General features: G+C 61.9%; 14 protein-coding genes. All 14 read left to right on the top strand.

The features are described 5' to 3' along the window. Positions 1–30 precede the first annotated feature (30 nt). The 14 genes from FHS06_RS04705 (at position 31) to rplW (ending at position 14,873) form a co-directional block, all read left to right on the top strand. Positions 31–996, top strand: coding sequence for an AAA family ATPase (locus FHS06_RS04705; protein ID WP_167046093.1), 966 nt, complete (start codon positions 31–33; stop codon positions 994–996). Then, a complete protein-coding gene (locus FHS06_RS04710) occupies positions 993–2,360 on the top strand; it encodes a DUF58 domain-containing protein (protein ID WP_167046096.1) in 1,368 nt (455 codons plus the stop codon). The genes FHS06_RS04705 and FHS06_RS04710 overlap by 4 nt, the downstream gene beginning before the upstream one ends. Further along, entirely contained in the window at positions 2,357–4,825 is a 2,469-nt protein-coding gene (locus FHS06_RS04715; protein ID WP_167046099.1) for a transglutaminase domain-containing protein, read from the top strand. Before FHS06_RS04710 ends, FHS06_RS04715 begins: the two co-directional genes overlap by 4 nt. Next, positions 4,822–6,408, top strand: coding sequence for a DUF5684 domain-containing protein (locus FHS06_RS04720; protein WP_167046103.1), 1,587 nt, complete (start codon positions 4,822–4,824; stop codon positions 6,406–6,408). Before FHS06_RS04715 ends, FHS06_RS04720 begins: the two co-directional genes overlap by 4 nt. Continuing rightward, positions 6,405–7,007, top strand: a complete 603-nt coding sequence (locus FHS06_RS04725; RefSeq protein WP_167046106.1) for a hypothetical protein — start codon at positions 6,405–6,407, stop codon at positions 7,005–7,007. Before FHS06_RS04720 ends, FHS06_RS04725 begins: the two co-directional genes overlap by 4 nt. Before the next feature lie 271 nt (positions 7,008–7,278). After that, positions 7,279–7,647, top strand: coding sequence for a 30S ribosomal protein S12 (rpsL, locus tag FHS06_RS04730; RefSeq protein ID WP_013584051.1), 369 nt, complete (start codon positions 7,279–7,281; stop codon positions 7,645–7,647). Between the two features lie 5 nt (positions 7,648–7,652). Continuing rightward, positions 7,653–8,123 (top strand): 30S ribosomal protein S7, encoded by a 471-nt coding sequence (gene rpsG / locus FHS06_RS04735; RefSeq protein ID WP_165139824.1) that lies wholly within the window; start codon positions 7,653–7,655, stop codon positions 8,121–8,123. Between the two features lie 90 nt (positions 8,124–8,213). Continuing rightward, positions 8,214–10,328, top strand: coding sequence for an elongation factor G (gene fusA, locus FHS06_RS04740; protein WP_167046109.1), 2,115 nt, complete (start codon positions 8,214–8,216; stop codon positions 10,326–10,328). 167 nt (positions 10,329–10,495) lie between these two features. Then, positions 10,496–11,689, top strand: coding sequence for an elongation factor Tu (gene tuf, locus FHS06_RS04745; RefSeq protein ID WP_167046112.1), 1,194 nt, complete (start codon positions 10,496–10,498; stop codon positions 11,687–11,689). Positions 11,690–11,967: 278 nt separating this feature from the next. Further along, positions 11,968–12,498 (top strand): hypothetical protein, encoded by a 531-nt coding sequence (locus FHS06_RS04750; RefSeq protein ID WP_167046115.1) that lies wholly within the window; start codon positions 11,968–11,970, stop codon positions 12,496–12,498. 435 nt (positions 12,499–12,933) lie between these two features. Next, positions 12,934–13,242: a 30S ribosomal protein S10 gene (gene rpsJ, locus FHS06_RS04755; protein ID WP_045246810.1), complete on the top strand. Its 309-nt coding sequence runs from the start codon at positions 12,934–12,936 to the stop codon at positions 13,240–13,242. 8 nt (positions 13,243–13,250) lie between these two features. Beyond that, entirely contained in the window at positions 13,251–13,910 is a 660-nt protein-coding gene (gene rplC / locus FHS06_RS04760) for a 50S ribosomal protein L3 (RefSeq protein WP_165139816.1), read from the top strand. A 4-nt stretch (positions 13,911–13,914) separates the two neighbouring features. Beyond that, positions 13,915–14,577, top strand: coding sequence for a 50S ribosomal protein L4 (gene rplD, locus FHS06_RS04765; RefSeq protein ID WP_167046119.1), 663 nt, complete (start codon positions 13,915–13,917; stop codon positions 14,575–14,577). Next, positions 14,574–14,873 carry a 50S ribosomal protein L23 gene (gene rplW, locus FHS06_RS04770; RefSeq protein ID WP_165139812.1) on the top strand — a complete coding sequence of 100 codons (300 nt, stop codon included), beginning with the start codon at positions 14,574–14,576 and terminating at the stop codon, positions 14,871–14,873. The genes rplD and rplW overlap by 4 nt, the downstream gene beginning before the upstream one ends. Positions 14,874–14,886 lie beyond the last annotated feature (13 nt).

A 14,886-nucleotide genomic window follows, 5' to 3' on the forward strand; every position in this document is an offset into this window, starting at 1 on the left:
CCCCATTACTCTCCGCACAGAAAGATGCACATGACGATCACTCAAGAGCAGGCGACCTGGTTCTCGCAGACGTTCTCGCAGATCTCCGACAACGTGGAACGAGCGATCCTCGGTAAGCGTCAGGTTGTCGAGTTGGTAGTGACTGCAATGCTCAGCGACGGCCACGTTTTGCTCGAAGACGTGCCCGGCACGGGAAAAACTTCGCTCGCGCGTGCCGTCGCGCAGTCCGTTCAGGGCACGAACACGCGTATTCAGTTCACACCCGACCTGTTGCCGGGCGACATCACTGGAATCACTGTGTATGACCAGAAGAGTGGCACGTTCGAGTTTCACTCCGGCCCGATCTTCGCCAACATCGTGCTTGCTGATGAAATCAACCGCGCGAGCCCCAAGACCCAGTCGGCATTGCTCGAGGTCATGGAGGAAAAGCGGGTCACAATCGACGGTGTCACCCGAGCTGTCGGTGAGCCATTTCTGGTGTTGGCAACGCAAAACCCCGTCGAGCAGGCGGGTACCTACCGGCTTCCAGAAGCTCAACTTGACCGCTTCATGATGCGCACATCGCTCGGATATCCCGATCACGCAGCGACCATTCGTATTCTCGATGGTGGTTCGGTCGCGACCGCAGACCTCTCGCCGGTGATCACGCCGCAAGCTCTTGCCGGGATGGCCGACCTCGCAGCAACCGTGTACGTCGATGCGCTCGTGCTCGATTACATCGTGCGTCTCGTCGATGCGACCCGCTCCGCCGACGAAGTGCGGTTGGGTGTCAGCATCCGTGGAGCTCTCGCCCTCACACGCTCGGTTCGCACGCGCGCAGCATCACAGGGTCGCACCTACGTGACACCAGACGACGTAAAGTCGCTCGCGGTATCGGTTCTCTCGCACCGCCTCATTTTGCACGCGGAGGCAGAGTTTGACGGAGTGACTCAAGAGGCAGTCATCGGTCAGGTCTTGCTTGATGTCGCACCGCCCTCGCAGCGTGAGGCCGGATGAGCCCGACCGAATCTCGTATCGCACGGACGTCGACATCGACGTCTGCTCACACGGGCCAGACCACTCGTACTCAGACGAGTGTGCGCCGTGGTCGCCGCGTTGTAGCGGCTATGGTCTGGTCGTCGGCGGCGTGGCGGAGCATCCGTCGTGGCGTAAGAGTCGCCGTCGTCTGGAGCGCCCGCACGGTTCGGCCGGCGGGGGCGATCGTGGTCGCGACAGCCACAGTCGGGCTGTTGTTAGGCCTCGTCTTCGGCTGGGTCGAATGGATCGTTGCGGCCGTCATCGCGCTGGTGCTTCTCGCCTTGAGCGCTCCCTTTCTCTTCGGTGCTCGCTCATACGCTGTTGATCTCACCCTCGGCCACGATCGAGTGACAGCCGGAGACAGCGCGGCGGGAGAAATTACCGTGCGCGCTGTGGGCAACCGAGTGGTTCTCCCTGGAAGGCTCGATGTGCCGGTCGGCGCGGGGCTGGTTGAGGTGGGTGTTCCGCTCCTTCGTCCGGGGCGTTCGGTGGCGCAGCCGCTGGATCTGCCGGCGCTTCGCCGCGGCGTTGTCACAGTCGGACCCGCGACAACGGTACGGTCGGATCCGATCGGCCTGCTGCGACGCGAACACACCTTCGATGACGTGCACGAGCTGTTCGTGCACGCGCGCACCGTGTCGCTGCCGTCGACGAGCGCTGGCTTGATTCGCGATCTTGAGGGCAACCCCACGCGGCGTCTCGTAGACGCTGATATGTCATTTCACGCCATCCGGGAGTACGCACCCGGCGATTCCCAGCGCCAGATCCACTGGAAGTCGACCGCCAAGACCGGTCGGCTCATGGTGCGTCAATACGAGGAATCGCGACGTTCCCGGATGGCGGTCGTGCTAGCCGCAGCCCGGGACGAATACCTGGATGCCGACGAGTACGAACTCGCCGTGGCGTGCGCGGCCTCGCTCGGGCTGCGAGCTCTTCGCGATGCGCGTGATCTCGACATCATGACCGGTTCTGAGATCCCTCGAGTCGTGCGTGGGCGCGTGCGCGCCGTGGAGCGGGTGCCCGTGGCAACTCCACGCGCGATGCTCGACGGCTTCAGTCGCGTAGAACTGCACGACGCCACAATGCCGGTCGGTGATGTCGTGCGCTTCGCGGTGGATGCAGGTGACCGTCTCTCGGTGGCCTTCGTCGTTGTCGGGTCGATGCTCTCACTGACGCAGCTGCGAAGAATTGCGCTTCATTTTCCTGCTGATGTCGCAGTGTTCGTCATCGTGTGCGACGAACGAGCTCACCCCAGGATGCAGGCGATCGCGGGTTTGACAGTGCTCACTGTGGGTGTCGTCGAAGACCTTGCTGGTTTGCTTCTCAAGGGGGCGGCCTCATGAGCGCCGCTCCAGCTGCCGGAAGAATTGTGTCGGGATCGATCTATGTCGGCGTCGCCGTCACGCTCGCAGCGATCGCCGCCTGGCCGGTGTACCGCAACCTCCAATTCATCCTGTTGGTGGGCGTCGCCGTTGCGGCGGCGGCAGGAATTGCCTGGCTCGCAGCGTGGCGAAAGCTCTCCGCCTGGCTCATTGCAGCGTGCCTCGCCGGTGCGGTCATCGTGCTCGGAGTGCCGCTGGCCGTGCCTTCCCGCATGACGAGTGTGTCCACGGTTGCCGCGGGTCTCGGCGACGTGCTCGCCGGGGCAGTGCTGGGGTGGAAAGACCTCCTGACAGTGGAACTCCCGGTGGGGAACTACCGAAACCTGCTCGTGCCTGCGCTGATCGTTTTTCTCGTCGGAACCTGCATGGCACTCCTTCTCTCGTGGAGGTCTGATCGAATCGGTGCTGCCGCGGTCATCGTCGGCATCGCAATGCCCTTCTTCGGGCTTCTTTTCGGGCGCACGAGCGTCAGCGACCCGGTGCGTCTCGGCGGCCTCGAAATTACGGCGCCGATTGAAACCCTCATTGGAGCCGCGACCCTCCTCGCTGCTGTTTTGTGGCTCTCCTGGCGCAGTCGTGATGAGCGTCAGCGCGCGTTGGAGCGGGTGACCATCACGGGCGGTAGGAGAAGCGCGGCACGCGGGTCGCGTTTTGATCGATCGCGCGCGGCGCTTGCGGCGGCCATGGTGGTGTGCGCTCTTGTGGTGGCCGTCGCTGTCGTGCCGTGGGCAAGTAGCGCCTTGTCGCGTGACGTACTGCGCTCAGCTGTCGGTCCTGACCTGAACCTCTCCGCCGAGATAAGTCCCCTCGCCGAGTATCGCGCGCAGTTCGCAGATTCTCGGGCCGACGAGGTGCTGTTCACCGTCACGTCCACGGGAGAGATGCCTGACCGCATCCGACTGGCGACGTTGGATAACTACGACGGTGAGGTCTACCGTGCGGGGGGAGAGACGGCGTCAGCGACATTCGTGCGCGTGCCCTCAGCGCTCGACGCGGGAAGTGGTACACCGACCGACCTCGACATTGAGATCGACGGCCTCCGTGGAGTCTGGGTCCCGACAGCTGGGAACCTCGTCGAAGTTTCGTTCTCTGGTGATCGCGCAGCGGCGCTTGCCGACGCTTTCTATTACAGCCAAGATGCCGCGGCCGGCATCGAAACAGCTGATGGTGGGCTCGAATCGGGCGACGCTTATCGCCTCACGTCCGTCACGCCCTCAACGACTGACGTGACCGCGATTGAAGCTCCCGGGACCAGCGACATGACCGTCGAGCTGCCGGCAAACCTAGAGTCGTGGATTGAGGAGCACGTCTCGGGTTCTGGCGGTGAAGCCCTCGACGGGCTCGTGACGCTTCTGCGCGAACGTGGCTACCTCAGCCATGCGCTTTCGGTGGGCGATGAGACTCCGGTGTGGGCGGAATCATTGGGGGATTACAGCTTTCAGCCGAGTGCATCCGGCCACTCGCTCGCGCGAATAGACACGCTTTTTTCGCGATTGCTCGAACGAGAAAGCGACCCTCGGGCGAAGAAATCCGAAAACTACGTTGCCGCAGTCGGCGACGATGAGCAGTTCGCTGTCGCGGTTGCACTTATGGCCGAGAGCCTCGGATTCCCGGCGCGCATTGTCGTAGGCGCGCGTGTGAGCACAACGGATGCCACGCTCTCTACGTGCGATGAGGGTGCATGCCGCGCCGCTGACCTTGCCGCGTGGACCGAAGTGCAATCAGCTGACGGACAATGGGTACCCATTGATGTCACGCCGCAGCACGAGCAGTCTCCGAGCCTGGAGGTCACTGAACAGCGCGATCCCGAGAACATGACTGAAGTGCGACCGGATTCCGTCGAAGAAGTCGTGCCGCCAAACCCCGTTCAAGATGACACAACGGCTGACGAAAACAACGAGAACGTCACCGCAGACATTTCGTGGCTGTGGACGAGCCTTCGCGTTGTGGGCATCGCGCTGCTCATCGTTCTGGTTCTGTTCGGCCCCCTCCTCCTTGTCACTGCGGCGCGTGGGCTCCGCCGGCGCGGGCGGCGCAGTCGCCCAGAGCCGGTGGGCAAGATCACCGGAGGATGGGACGAGCTTATTGACGCAGCAGTGGACGCGGGTCGCAGCATCCCCGCACTGTCGACGCGGTATGAGCTCGCCGCGGCGCTTGATACGCGTGCCGCAACGACGCTTGCCCGCGACGCTGACAGGGCCGTTTTCTCGGTCGATGGAGCATCAGAAGCGGAGGCTGATGCGTTTTGGGTAGCCGTGGAACAGGAGCGACGCGCCTACGCAAGAGAGGGCAGTCTCTGGCATCGCGTCCGAACCGCTCTATCGTTGAGATCGTTCATTCGTTTTACGGCGTCTCAGCCCGAACGCCGTGTCGCAGCAAGTCTCGAGAGGAGGAAGCGTCGCAATAGCCGTCGCACCACATCATGAACGATTTCGCTCCCGTTGTCGGGGTACTGATCTCCCTCGTCGTCCTGCTGCTGCTTTACATCTGGTTGGCAGTTGCGCTTTCTGCGGTGTTCCGGAAAGCGGGCGCTTCGCCCTGGAAAGGCTGGGTGCCGATTGTCAACACCGTCACCCTGCTTCAGCTGGGCGGTTTTTCGGGATGGCTCGTACTGCTGGGACTCATCCCGATTTTCGGCGCGATTCTGCTGCCGGTGACGATCATCGTCGCTTGTTATCAGATCAACCGATCGTTCGGTTTGGGCGCTGGAATGACAGTATTGGCGGCATTTCTTTTGCCGGTGTGGGCGACTGTGCTCGGCTTCGGGTCGGCGCGATGGCTCGGCACAGACAACACAGCGTCTCCCGTGCAGGCCGGGACAGTGCCTGATTATTACGGCGCGGAGCCACGGCCTTCTCTCGTTCTCCCGCCGATCCTCACCGAACCGCCGCCGGATCAGCGTGCGGAAGAGTACCCGGATCCGGTACGCAACGGGCCGACTGTCTCGTCGTGGTTCGGCTCGAGCATCGTGCCGCCGACCGAACCCGAGCAGTCAGATACTCCTGATAACGCCGATACTGCCGACATAAAACTCCTCTTCGGCGATGTGGTGTCTTCGCGCGACGACGAGGCGCACGACATACCCGTAGCCCCTGTGCCGCAGACGGCGCCAGCGCCAGCCGCCACGCCTGAGCCCGCGGCATCCGAACCTGAACCTGAAGCGCCTGAGCCTGCCGCGGTCGTTCCCGAGCGCGAAGCACCCGTGATGTCTGCGCCGGACTGGTGGAGCCCACTTCCCGAAGCGCAACGCGAGCCGGAGCCTGAGCCTGATCCCATCGACGACATCGCGCGCACGACAGGCGGCAGCATCATCTCCGAGGTGCCATCCGCACCCACCACCGCGAGCGAACGCTTTAGCGATGGTCTCGATGAGGACGATCTCGATGGCGACGATCTCGATGAGCCCAACGTCATCGTGCCGTCGCCGGCCGTCACCCGTCCTCCCGCTCCTGAGCCCGCTGGCGCACTGTGGGCACGACGAACCCCGGCGGCGCCGGCTGACGAGCCTGAGAGCGATTCATTCCCCGAGGCATCCGGCGAGGTATCCGCCGTTGTCGGTGTCCCGGATGCCGGGGCGCCACGCTCAGCGCTGTCCTCTGTATCAGCGCTGTACGCGAAAAGCGCTCCAGACGAAGACGAGAGCTTCGACGAGACGATCATTGCGCGGCGCCGTCGTGTGCTCTGGCGGCTCGTGCCGCCGAAGGGCGCGCCCATCGATCTGACGGCGGACACTGTCATTGTCGGACGCCGGCCGGGTGCAGACCCGGCGCACCCCGGGGCTCAGCTCGTCGCGATATCGGATGACACGCGGACAGTGTCGAAGACGCATGCTCTGCTGGTGCGTCGCTCCGACACGTGGTTCATCACTGACCTCGGCTCGACGAATGGCGTGACGTTCGCGACGCTCATGGGTACGGACATCGACATCGACCCTGGAGTCGAAACCGAAGCCGGCGACCGATTCTTTCTCGGAGATGCAGAAGTACAGTTGGCCCGGAGCGAGGGATGACCACGCGCGACAGCGCCAGCGCCAGCGACAGCGACCGTCATGAGAAACTCGATGATGGGCTCGACGACACTGTTCTTGGTGCGCGCCGATCCCGTATGGAGGCGCAAGACCGAGACGACGATACATTCGTTTCTGCGCGAAAGCCTGTCCCCGATGCGGACATCGATCCAGACGACGTGACGGTGATCGCCGCGCGAAGGTCCGGGGTCGATGATGATCACGCGACTGATGACGAGACTTTCATCGCATCGCGAAAGGCTCGCACCGACACCGACACCGACACCGACGATGACACCTTCGTTGCGGCGCGAGGTGAGGGGGATCGCTCTAAGCGGAGCGTACGGGCGGCGGAGACCACTGTTGCGCCGGAGGCGGGCGCATCGTCGTCGGCGCGAGAGATATACCGCCCACGCGCGGCGGCCCCCGCGATGGTTGTGCGCGCAGCACCCGCGCCCACAATGCCGCAGGCGTCAGTGAGCGGTATCGGCGCGCTCCGGCAAGCGCGACGGCGCGCGCGGCGGCGTGCAATCGCCGTCGCGGTGGGCGCCAGCATCCTGATCGTTGCTGTGATCGTGCTGATCGTTGCACTCGTCGTTTGACCAGCGTCTCTAAACCCGCGTATCATTGACCGGGTGTGCGCCTAGCGCGCCCTGTGTCGTGCTCCGGTACGAAATAGGTCCGCTTGGCACATCATCTCAGGGAAGGGCCTGCGAACAGGTCGCCCCCACGGCATATCCACCACAACACGCGTCAGTCATTCTGTTGCGTTGGTGGATACATGTGAGCCTCCGGCGACACGGAACGTAAAGATCCGCGAAGCCCGAGGGGAGACACGAAGCTGTCACCGTGCAGCACAATCAAGGAGAGAACGTGCCAACCATTCAGCAGTTGGTTCGCAAGGGCCGCTCGCCGAAGGTCTCAAAGACCAAGGCTCCGGCGCTGAAGTCGAACCCGCAGCAGGCGGGCGTATGCACTCGCGTGTACACGACCACCCCCAAGAAGCCGAACTCGGCGATGCGCAAGGTCGCTCGTGTGAAGCTCCGTAACGGCACCGAGGTCACCGCCTACATTCCCGGCGAGGGCCACAACCTGCAGGAGCACTCGCTCGTGTTGGTTCGCGGCGGCCGTGTGAAGGACCTTCCCGGTGTGCGTTACAAGATCGTCCGCGGCGCCCTGGACACCCAGGCTGTCAAGAACCGTAAGCAGGCTCGCAGCCGCTACGGCGCCAAGAAGGGTTGAGTTAGATGCCTCGTAAAGGTCCAGCACCTCGTCGGGTCGTTGTCAACGACCCGGTATACGGCGCCCCGATCGTCACCCAGCTCGTCAACAAGATTCTCGTTGACGGCAAGAAGTCCATCGCTGAAGCGATTGTCTACAACGCTCTGCGCGGTGTCGAAGCAAAGAACAGCCAGGATGCTGTCGCAACGCTGAAAAAGGCGCTCGACAACGTTCGTCCGACCCTCGAGGTCAAGAGCCGCCGCGTCGGTGGCTCGACCTACCAGGTGCCGGTTGAAGTCAAGCCGCACCGTGCGAACACCCTCGCGCTTCGCTGGCTCGTCAGCTACGCAAAGGGTCGTCGTGAAAAGACGATGACTGAGCGCCTCCAGAACGAAATTCTGGATGCCTCCAACGGCCTGGGTGCCGCGGTCAAGCGCCGTGAAGACACCCACAAGATGGCCGAGTCGAACCGCGCGTTCGCTCACTACCGCTGGTAACAGCTCTCGGGGCGGGTCGATACCGGCCCGCCCCATCACCCGCCTGATCGCCATCCGCGATCTCTCGGCTTCCGACAGTAAGGAACCCCCGTGGCACAAGACGTGCTCACCGACCTGACCAAGGTCCGCAACATCGGCATCATGGCGCACATCGATGCCGGAAAAACGACGACGACCGAGCGCATCCTGTTCTACACGGGCGTCAACCACAAGATCGGCGAAACGCACGATGGTGCGGCGACGACCGACTGGATGGAGCAGGAGCAGGAGCGTGGCATCACGATCACCTCCGCTGCTGTGACGTGCTTCTGGGACAAGAACCAGATCAACATCATTGACACCCCCGGCCACGTGGACTTCACCGTCGAGGTCGAGCGCTCGCTTCGCGTGCTTGACGGCGCGGTTGCTGTCTTCGACGGCAAAGAGGGTGTTGAGCCTCAGTCCGAGACCGTGTGGCGTCAGGCTGACAAGTACGACGTTCCGCGTATCTGCTTCGTCAACAAGATGGACAAGCTCGGCGCTGACTTCTACTTCACCGTTGACACGATCGTCAACCGCCTGAAGGCGAAGCCGCTCGTGCTGCAGCTGCCGATTGGCGCCGAAAACGACTTCGTTGGCGTGATCGACCTCGTCGAGATGCGCGCGCTCGTGTGGCCCGGTGACTCTAAGGGTGACGTCACGATGGGTGCGAAGTACGAGATCCAGGAGATCCCGGCTGACCTCGCCGACAAGGCTGCGGAGTACCGCGAAATCCTTCTCGAGACGGTTGCCGAATCCGACGAAGAGCTTCTTGAGAAGCACTTCAGCGGCGAAGCGCTCACTGTTGCTGAGATCAAGGCTGCGATCCGCAAGATGACGATCAACAGCGAGCTCTACCCCGTGCTCTGCGGTTCGGCGTTCAAGAACCGCGGCGTTCAGCCGATGCTCGACGCTGTTGTTGACTACCTTCCCTCGCCCCTCGACGTGCCCGCCATCGAGGCGCACGATCCGAAGGACGAAGAGGTCGTCATCCCGCGTCACGCCGACCGCGAGGAGCCGTTCGCGGCTCTCGCGTTCAAGATCGTGACGCACCCCTTCTTCGGTCGCTTGACGTACATCCGCGTTTACTCGGGTCACCTCGACTCGGGTGCGCAGGTCGTCAACTCCACCAAGGGCAAGAAAGAGCGCATCGGCAAGATCTTCCAGATGCACGCCAACAAGGAGATGCCGGTTGACGCTGTCACCGCCGGTCACATCTACGCGGTCATCGGCCTCAAGGACACGACCACGGGCGACACCCTGTCAGACTCGCAGCACCAGGTTGTGCTTGAGTCGATGACGTTCCCGGAGCCGGTCATTGAGGTGGCTATTGAGCCCAAGACCAAGGCCGACCAAGAGAAGCTGGGTCTTGCGATCCAGAAGCTCGCCGAGGAAGACCCGACGTTCCGCGTCGAGCAGAACTCGGAGACCGGTCAGACTGTCATCAAGGGTATGGGTGAGCTTCACCTCGACATCCTCGTTGACCGTATGAAGCGCGAGTTCCGCGTTGAGGCCAACGTCGGAAAGCCCCAGGTTGCGTACCGCGAGACGATCCGCAAGGCCGTTGAGCGTCACGACTACACGCATAAGAAGCAGACGGGTGGATCGGGTCAGTTCGCAAAGATCCAATTCGCTATCGAGCCGCTTGAGGTCACTGCAGAAACGACCTACGAGTTCTCGAACAAGGTCACCGGTGGACGCATCCCGCGTGAATACATCGGTCCCGTCGACCAGGGCTTCCAGGATGCAATGCATGTCGGTGTACTGGCCGGATACCCCATGGTGGGCATCAAGGCAACACTGATGGATGGCGCATCGCACGATGTTGACTCGTCAGAAATGGCGTTCAAGATCGCCGGATCGATGGGCTTCAAAGAGGCTGTTCGTAAGGCAAGCCCCGTTATTCTCGAGCCGATCATGTCGGTCGAGGTGCGTACTCCTGAGGAGTACATGGGCGACGTCATCGGCGACCTCAACTCTCGTCGTGGACAGATTCAGTCAATGGAGGATGCCGCTGGCGTCAAGGTTGTACGTGCGAACGTGCCGCTTTCCGAGATGTTCGGCTACATTGGCGACTTGCGATCAAAGACCTCGGGCCGCGCTGTGTACTCCATGGAGTTCGACAGCTACGCCGATGTCCCGCGGGCCGTCGCGGACGAGATCATCCAAAAGGTCAAGGGCGAATAGGTCCTTGTGTGGTCTCGGTCGCCGAGCTTCGCGACGCGATCGGGACCACCTATACAACTTCACAGCAATAATCACTCCCTCTCTACTAAACTGAGAACCATCCCCGTAGCGAGTCGGCCGCATCCAGCGGCCGAAACACTACACACGACCGTCCTGAGGAGGACCCAGTGGCTAAGGCCAAGTTCGAGCGGACCAAGCCGCACGTGAACATCGGAACGATCGGTCACGTCGACCACGGCAAGACCACGCTCACCGCGGCGATCTCGAAGGTGCTTGCAGACAAGTACCCGTCAGACGTCAACAAGCAGCGTGACTTCGCGTCGATCGACTCGGCTCCCGAGGAGCGTCAGCGCGGCATTACGATCAACATTTCCCACGTCGAGTACGAGACGCCGAAGCGTCACTACGCGCACGTCGATGCTCCCGGTCACGCTGACTACATCAAGAACATGATCACCGGTGCAGCGCAGATGGACGGCGCAATCCTGGTCGTCGCGGCCACTGACGGCCCGATGGCTCAGACGCGCGAGCACGTGCTGCTGGCCAAGCAGGTTGGTGTTCCCTACCTGCTGGTTGCTCTTAACAAGAGCGACATGGTCGACGACGAAGAGATCCTTGAGCTCGTTGAGCTCGAGGTTCGTGAGCTCCTGTCGAGCCAGGACTTCGATGGCGACAACGCCCCCGTCGTTCGTGTCTCGGGTCTCAAGGCTCTCGAGGGTGACCCCGAGTGGACCGAGAAGATCGTTGAGCTCATGGCAGCTGTCGACGAGTCGATTCCCGACCCGGTACGCGACAAGGACAAGCCGTTCCTCATGCCCGTCGAGGACGTCTTCACGATCACTGGTCGTGGAACCGTCGTTACGGGTCGCGCCGAGCGTGGCACATTGGGCATCAACTCCGAGGTCGAGATCGTGGGTCTGCGTCCGACGCAGAAGACGACCGTCACCGGTATCGAGATGTTCCACAAGCAGCTCGACGAGGCATGGGCCGGCGAGAACTGTGGTCTTCTGCTGCGCGGTACCAAGCGTGAAGACGTTGAGCGCGGCCAGGTTGTCGTGAAGCCGGGCTCGGTTACGCCCCACACCAACTTCGAGGGCACGGCTTACATCCTGTCCAAGGACGAGGGTGGGCGTCACAACCCCTTCTACACGAACTACCGTCCGCAGTTCTACTTCCGCACCACCGACGTCACCGGCGTCATCTCGCTGCCCGAGGGCACCGAGATGGTCATGCCCGGCGACACCACTGACATGACCGTTGAGCTGATTCAGCCCATCGCCATGGAAGAGGGCCTCGGTTACGCGATCCGTGAGGGTGGCCGCACCGTCGGCGCCGGCACGGTGACCAAGATCATCAAGTAGTCATTTCGACTGCGGCAAAAGGGTCGGGCCTTCGGGCTCGGCCCTTTTGTCATGTTGCAGGTTGCTCGCCGTTATGTTTCTTTTAGATGAATTTCACGGTCGCAACGCATCGGCGCTTGTGAAGTTCATAAGAATGCCGTTATGGTGATTACCGGGGGAAGGTCGAAGGAAGTTCTATTTAGAAATTCCTCTGTTGTCGTGGGGCTCTTCTCTCTGGATCATTACCGCGCGATCGACAACACACCAGACCTTTAACTCTCTTCAGCATCGGAGAAATAATGAAGAACCTTCGCACCAAGATTGCTGCGGTTGCCATCGCGGTCGTGGCTCTCATTGCCGCCCCCGCCGCAGCCAACGCCTACACGCCTTCCAGCCCGACTGGAACGGTGACCATCACGCCAGGTGGTACTTCGACCGTTCAATTCGGCGGATTCGAAGATGAAGAGCCCATTGTGTTCACACTGACCGGTGAGAACGGCGCTGGCGGAACGCTTTCGTCCGTTCGGTTCGTCGTCAACAGCACCTCGATAACGAAGGCTGCCGACGAAGATGGCGACGCGAGTGTCGCCGTCACGCTTCCCGCCAATGCATCCGGCTCTTACTCGCTCGCTGCGGTGGGCCAATCGTCAGGTGCGTCAGCGGCTGTAACGATCGACAGTGGGGTTGCCGCAGGCAGCGGCACTGCGCTTCCCGCAACTGGATTCGACACCGCGTCGATGACCGGCATCTGGGTTGGCGGTGGCGTCCTCCTCATGGGTGGTATCGCCGTTACCGTTATCGCCCTGATGCGTCGTCGTCAGACCGCGTAACTCGTTTTACTGAAAGCCCCGGGTCTTCGGACCCGGGGCTTTTCTCGTTGTTATGCGCCGGCACCGAGAACGCGACACGCCCGGGTTTGCGGGTGACGGAATCCACACGTACACTAGTGAAGTTCCACATTTCGGCGCCCGCATTGCGTGTGCGCTGAATCACTGCCAGGGCAGTGCATAGGTAGCGTGAAAGCGTAGATTCCTAGGCCGCGGGCAGAAGAGCATCCAATCCAACGATCTCCACCGGGAAACCGGGTTTCACCTATGCGTGCGACGAGATGTTGGAGCCGGCATGAAAATGCTGGATTGACATGAAAACAGCGGTGCAGTATCCCCGTGAAAGCGGTGTGAAGTGCCGTGGCGCAACAGCGTCACCGTGCGTCCAATGCCCCCGAACCCGGTGTGGTAAGACGCGAGACAGAGAGTGAGCAGACAATGGCGGGACAGAAGATCCGCATTCGCCTGAAGTCGTACGACCACGCCGGCCTTGATTCGTCGGCGCGCAAGATCGTCGACACCGTGACCCGTGCTGGCGCGACAGTTGTGGGCCCCGTGCCCCTTCCGACTGAGAAGAACGTCGTCGTCGTCATCCGGTCGCCCCACAAGTACAAGGACAGCCGCGAGCACTTCGAGATGCGCACCCACAAGCGTTTGATCGACATCATCGATCCGACGCCTAAGGCTGTCGACTCGCTCATGCGACTTGACCTTCCGGCCGATGTCAACATCGAGATCAAGCTCTGAGGCTCGGCATGGTTGACATCAACTCAAAGATTTCCAAGGGCCTTCTCGGTACGAAGCTCGGCATGACCCAGGTCTGGGACGAGCAGGGAAAGCTCATCCCCGTAACGGTCATCGAGATTTCGCCGAACGTCGTGACCCAGATCCGCACCGACGAGAAGGACGGCTACAAGGCCGTTCAGATCGCCGCAGGCCAGATCGATCCCCGCAAGGTGAACAAGCCCCTCGAAGGTCACTTCGATGTTGCCGGCGTTACGCCGCGACGCAACGTGACCGAGGTGCGCACCGCTGACGCCGCTGACTACACACTTGGTCAGGAACTGACCGTTGACGGTGTGTTCGATGCCGGCCAGCTGGTCGACGTCGTTGGCACGAGCAAGGGTAAGGGCACCGCCGGTGTCATGAAGCGCCACAACTTCAAGGGCGTTTCGGCATCGCACGGTTCGCACCGTAACCACCGCAAGCCCGGTTCGATCGGCGCATCGTCGACCCCGAGCCGTGTTTTCAAAGGCATGCGCATGGCTGGCCGTATGGGTGGCGAGCGCGTGACCGTCCTGAACCTCACGGTGCACGCCGTCGACGCCGAGAAGGGTCTGCTGCTCGTCAAGGGCGCTGTACCCGGCGCACGTGGCCGCATCGTTTACGTCCGCAACGCAGTGAAGGGGGCTTGAGCACATGGCTGACTCGACTCTCGCGCTCGACGTCCACAAGGCTGATGGCAAGAAGGCTGGCTCGGTAGAGCTGCCCAGCGCCATCTTCGACGTCAAGACGAACATCCCGCTTATCCACCAGGTCGTCGTCGCGCAGCGCGCGGCAGCACGACAGGGTACCCACTCGACCAAGCGTCGTGGTGAGGTTTCCGGTGCCGGTCGCAAGCCCTTCAAGCAGAAGGGCACGGGTAACGCCCGTCAGGGTTCTATCCGCGCACCGCACATGACAGGTGGTGGCATTGTCCACGGGCCGAAGCCCCGCGACTACTCGCAGCGCACCCCGAAGAAGATGATTGCTGGTGCACTCCTCGGAGCACTCAGTGACCGTGCTCGCGGTGAGCGTTTGCACATCGTTGACACGTTCGCGATCAACGACGCCCCTTCGACGAAGGCTGCCGCCACGGTTCTTACCGCGCTGGCTCCCACCAAGAAGGTTCTCGTTGTCATCGAACGTGGCGACGACATCACAGTCAAGAGCGTTCGCAACCTGTCGTACGTGCACGTGCTGACGTTTGACCAGCTGAACGCCTACGACGTGATCGTTTCTGACGACATCGTCTTCACCAAGGCCGCATACGATGCCTTCGTCGCGTCGAAGTCCGGCCAAACCTCGGAGGTATCGGCATGACCGCCGTCAACAAGGACCCGCGCGACATCATTTTGAAGCCGGTCGTCTCGGAGAAGAGCTACAGCCTGATCGACGAGGGAAAGTACACGTTCTTCGTGGATCCTCGCGCGAACAAGACTGAGATCAAGCTTGCTGTCGAGAAGATCTTTGGCGTCAAGGTCGCTTCGGTCAACACGCTCAACCGCGTCGGAAAAGCCCGTCGCACCCGCTTTGGACTCGGAAAGCGTAAAGACACCAAGCGTGCCATCGTGACCCTGAAGTCGGGCACCATCGACATCTTCACGGCAGTCGGCTGACGGTCGGGATAGA

This window comes from Microbacterium halimionae, from assembly GCF_011761265.1.
GTDB classification, from domain to species: domain Bacteria; phylum Actinomycetota; class Actinomycetes; order Actinomycetales; family Microbacteriaceae; genus Microbacterium; species Microbacterium halimionae.

Excerpts from the sequence above, each read along its gene's own strand:
- FHS06_RS04705 (WP_167046093.1), top strand. The coding sequence starts at position 31 with ATGACGATCACTCAAGAGCAGGCGACCTGGTTCTCGCAGACGTTCTCG.
- FHS06_RS04710 (WP_167046096.1), top strand. The coding sequence starts at position 993 with ATGAGCCCGACCGAATCTCGTATCGCACGGACGTCGACATCGACGTCT.
- FHS06_RS04715 (WP_167046099.1), top strand. The coding sequence starts at position 2,357 with ATGAGCGCCGCTCCAGCTGCCGGAAGAATTGTGTCGGGATCGATCTAT.
- FHS06_RS04720 (WP_167046103.1), top strand. The coding sequence starts at position 4,822 with ATGAACGATTTCGCTCCCGTTGTCGGGGTACTGATCTCCCTCGTCGTC.
- FHS06_RS04725 (WP_167046106.1), top strand. The coding sequence starts at position 6,405 with ATGACCACGCGCGACAGCGCCAGCGCCAGCGACAGCGACCGTCATGAG.
- rpsG (WP_165139824.1), top strand. The coding sequence starts at position 7,653 with ATGCCTCGTAAAGGTCCAGCACCTCGTCGGGTCGTTGTCAACGACCCG.
- FHS06_RS04750 (WP_167046115.1), top strand. The coding sequence starts at position 11,968 with ATGAAGAACCTTCGCACCAAGATTGCTGCGGTTGCCATCGCGGTCGTG.
- rpsJ (WP_045246810.1), top strand. The coding sequence starts at position 12,934 with ATGGCGGGACAGAAGATCCGCATTCGCCTGAAGTCGTACGACCACGCC.
- rplC (WP_165139816.1), top strand. The coding sequence starts at position 13,251 with ATGGTTGACATCAACTCAAAGATTTCCAAGGGCCTTCTCGGTACGAAG.
- rplD (WP_167046119.1), top strand. The coding sequence starts at position 13,915 with ATGGCTGACTCGACTCTCGCGCTCGACGTCCACAAGGCTGATGGCAAG.
- rplW (WP_165139812.1), top strand. The coding sequence starts at position 14,574 with ATGACCGCCGTCAACAAGGACCCGCGCGACATCATTTTGAAGCCGGTC.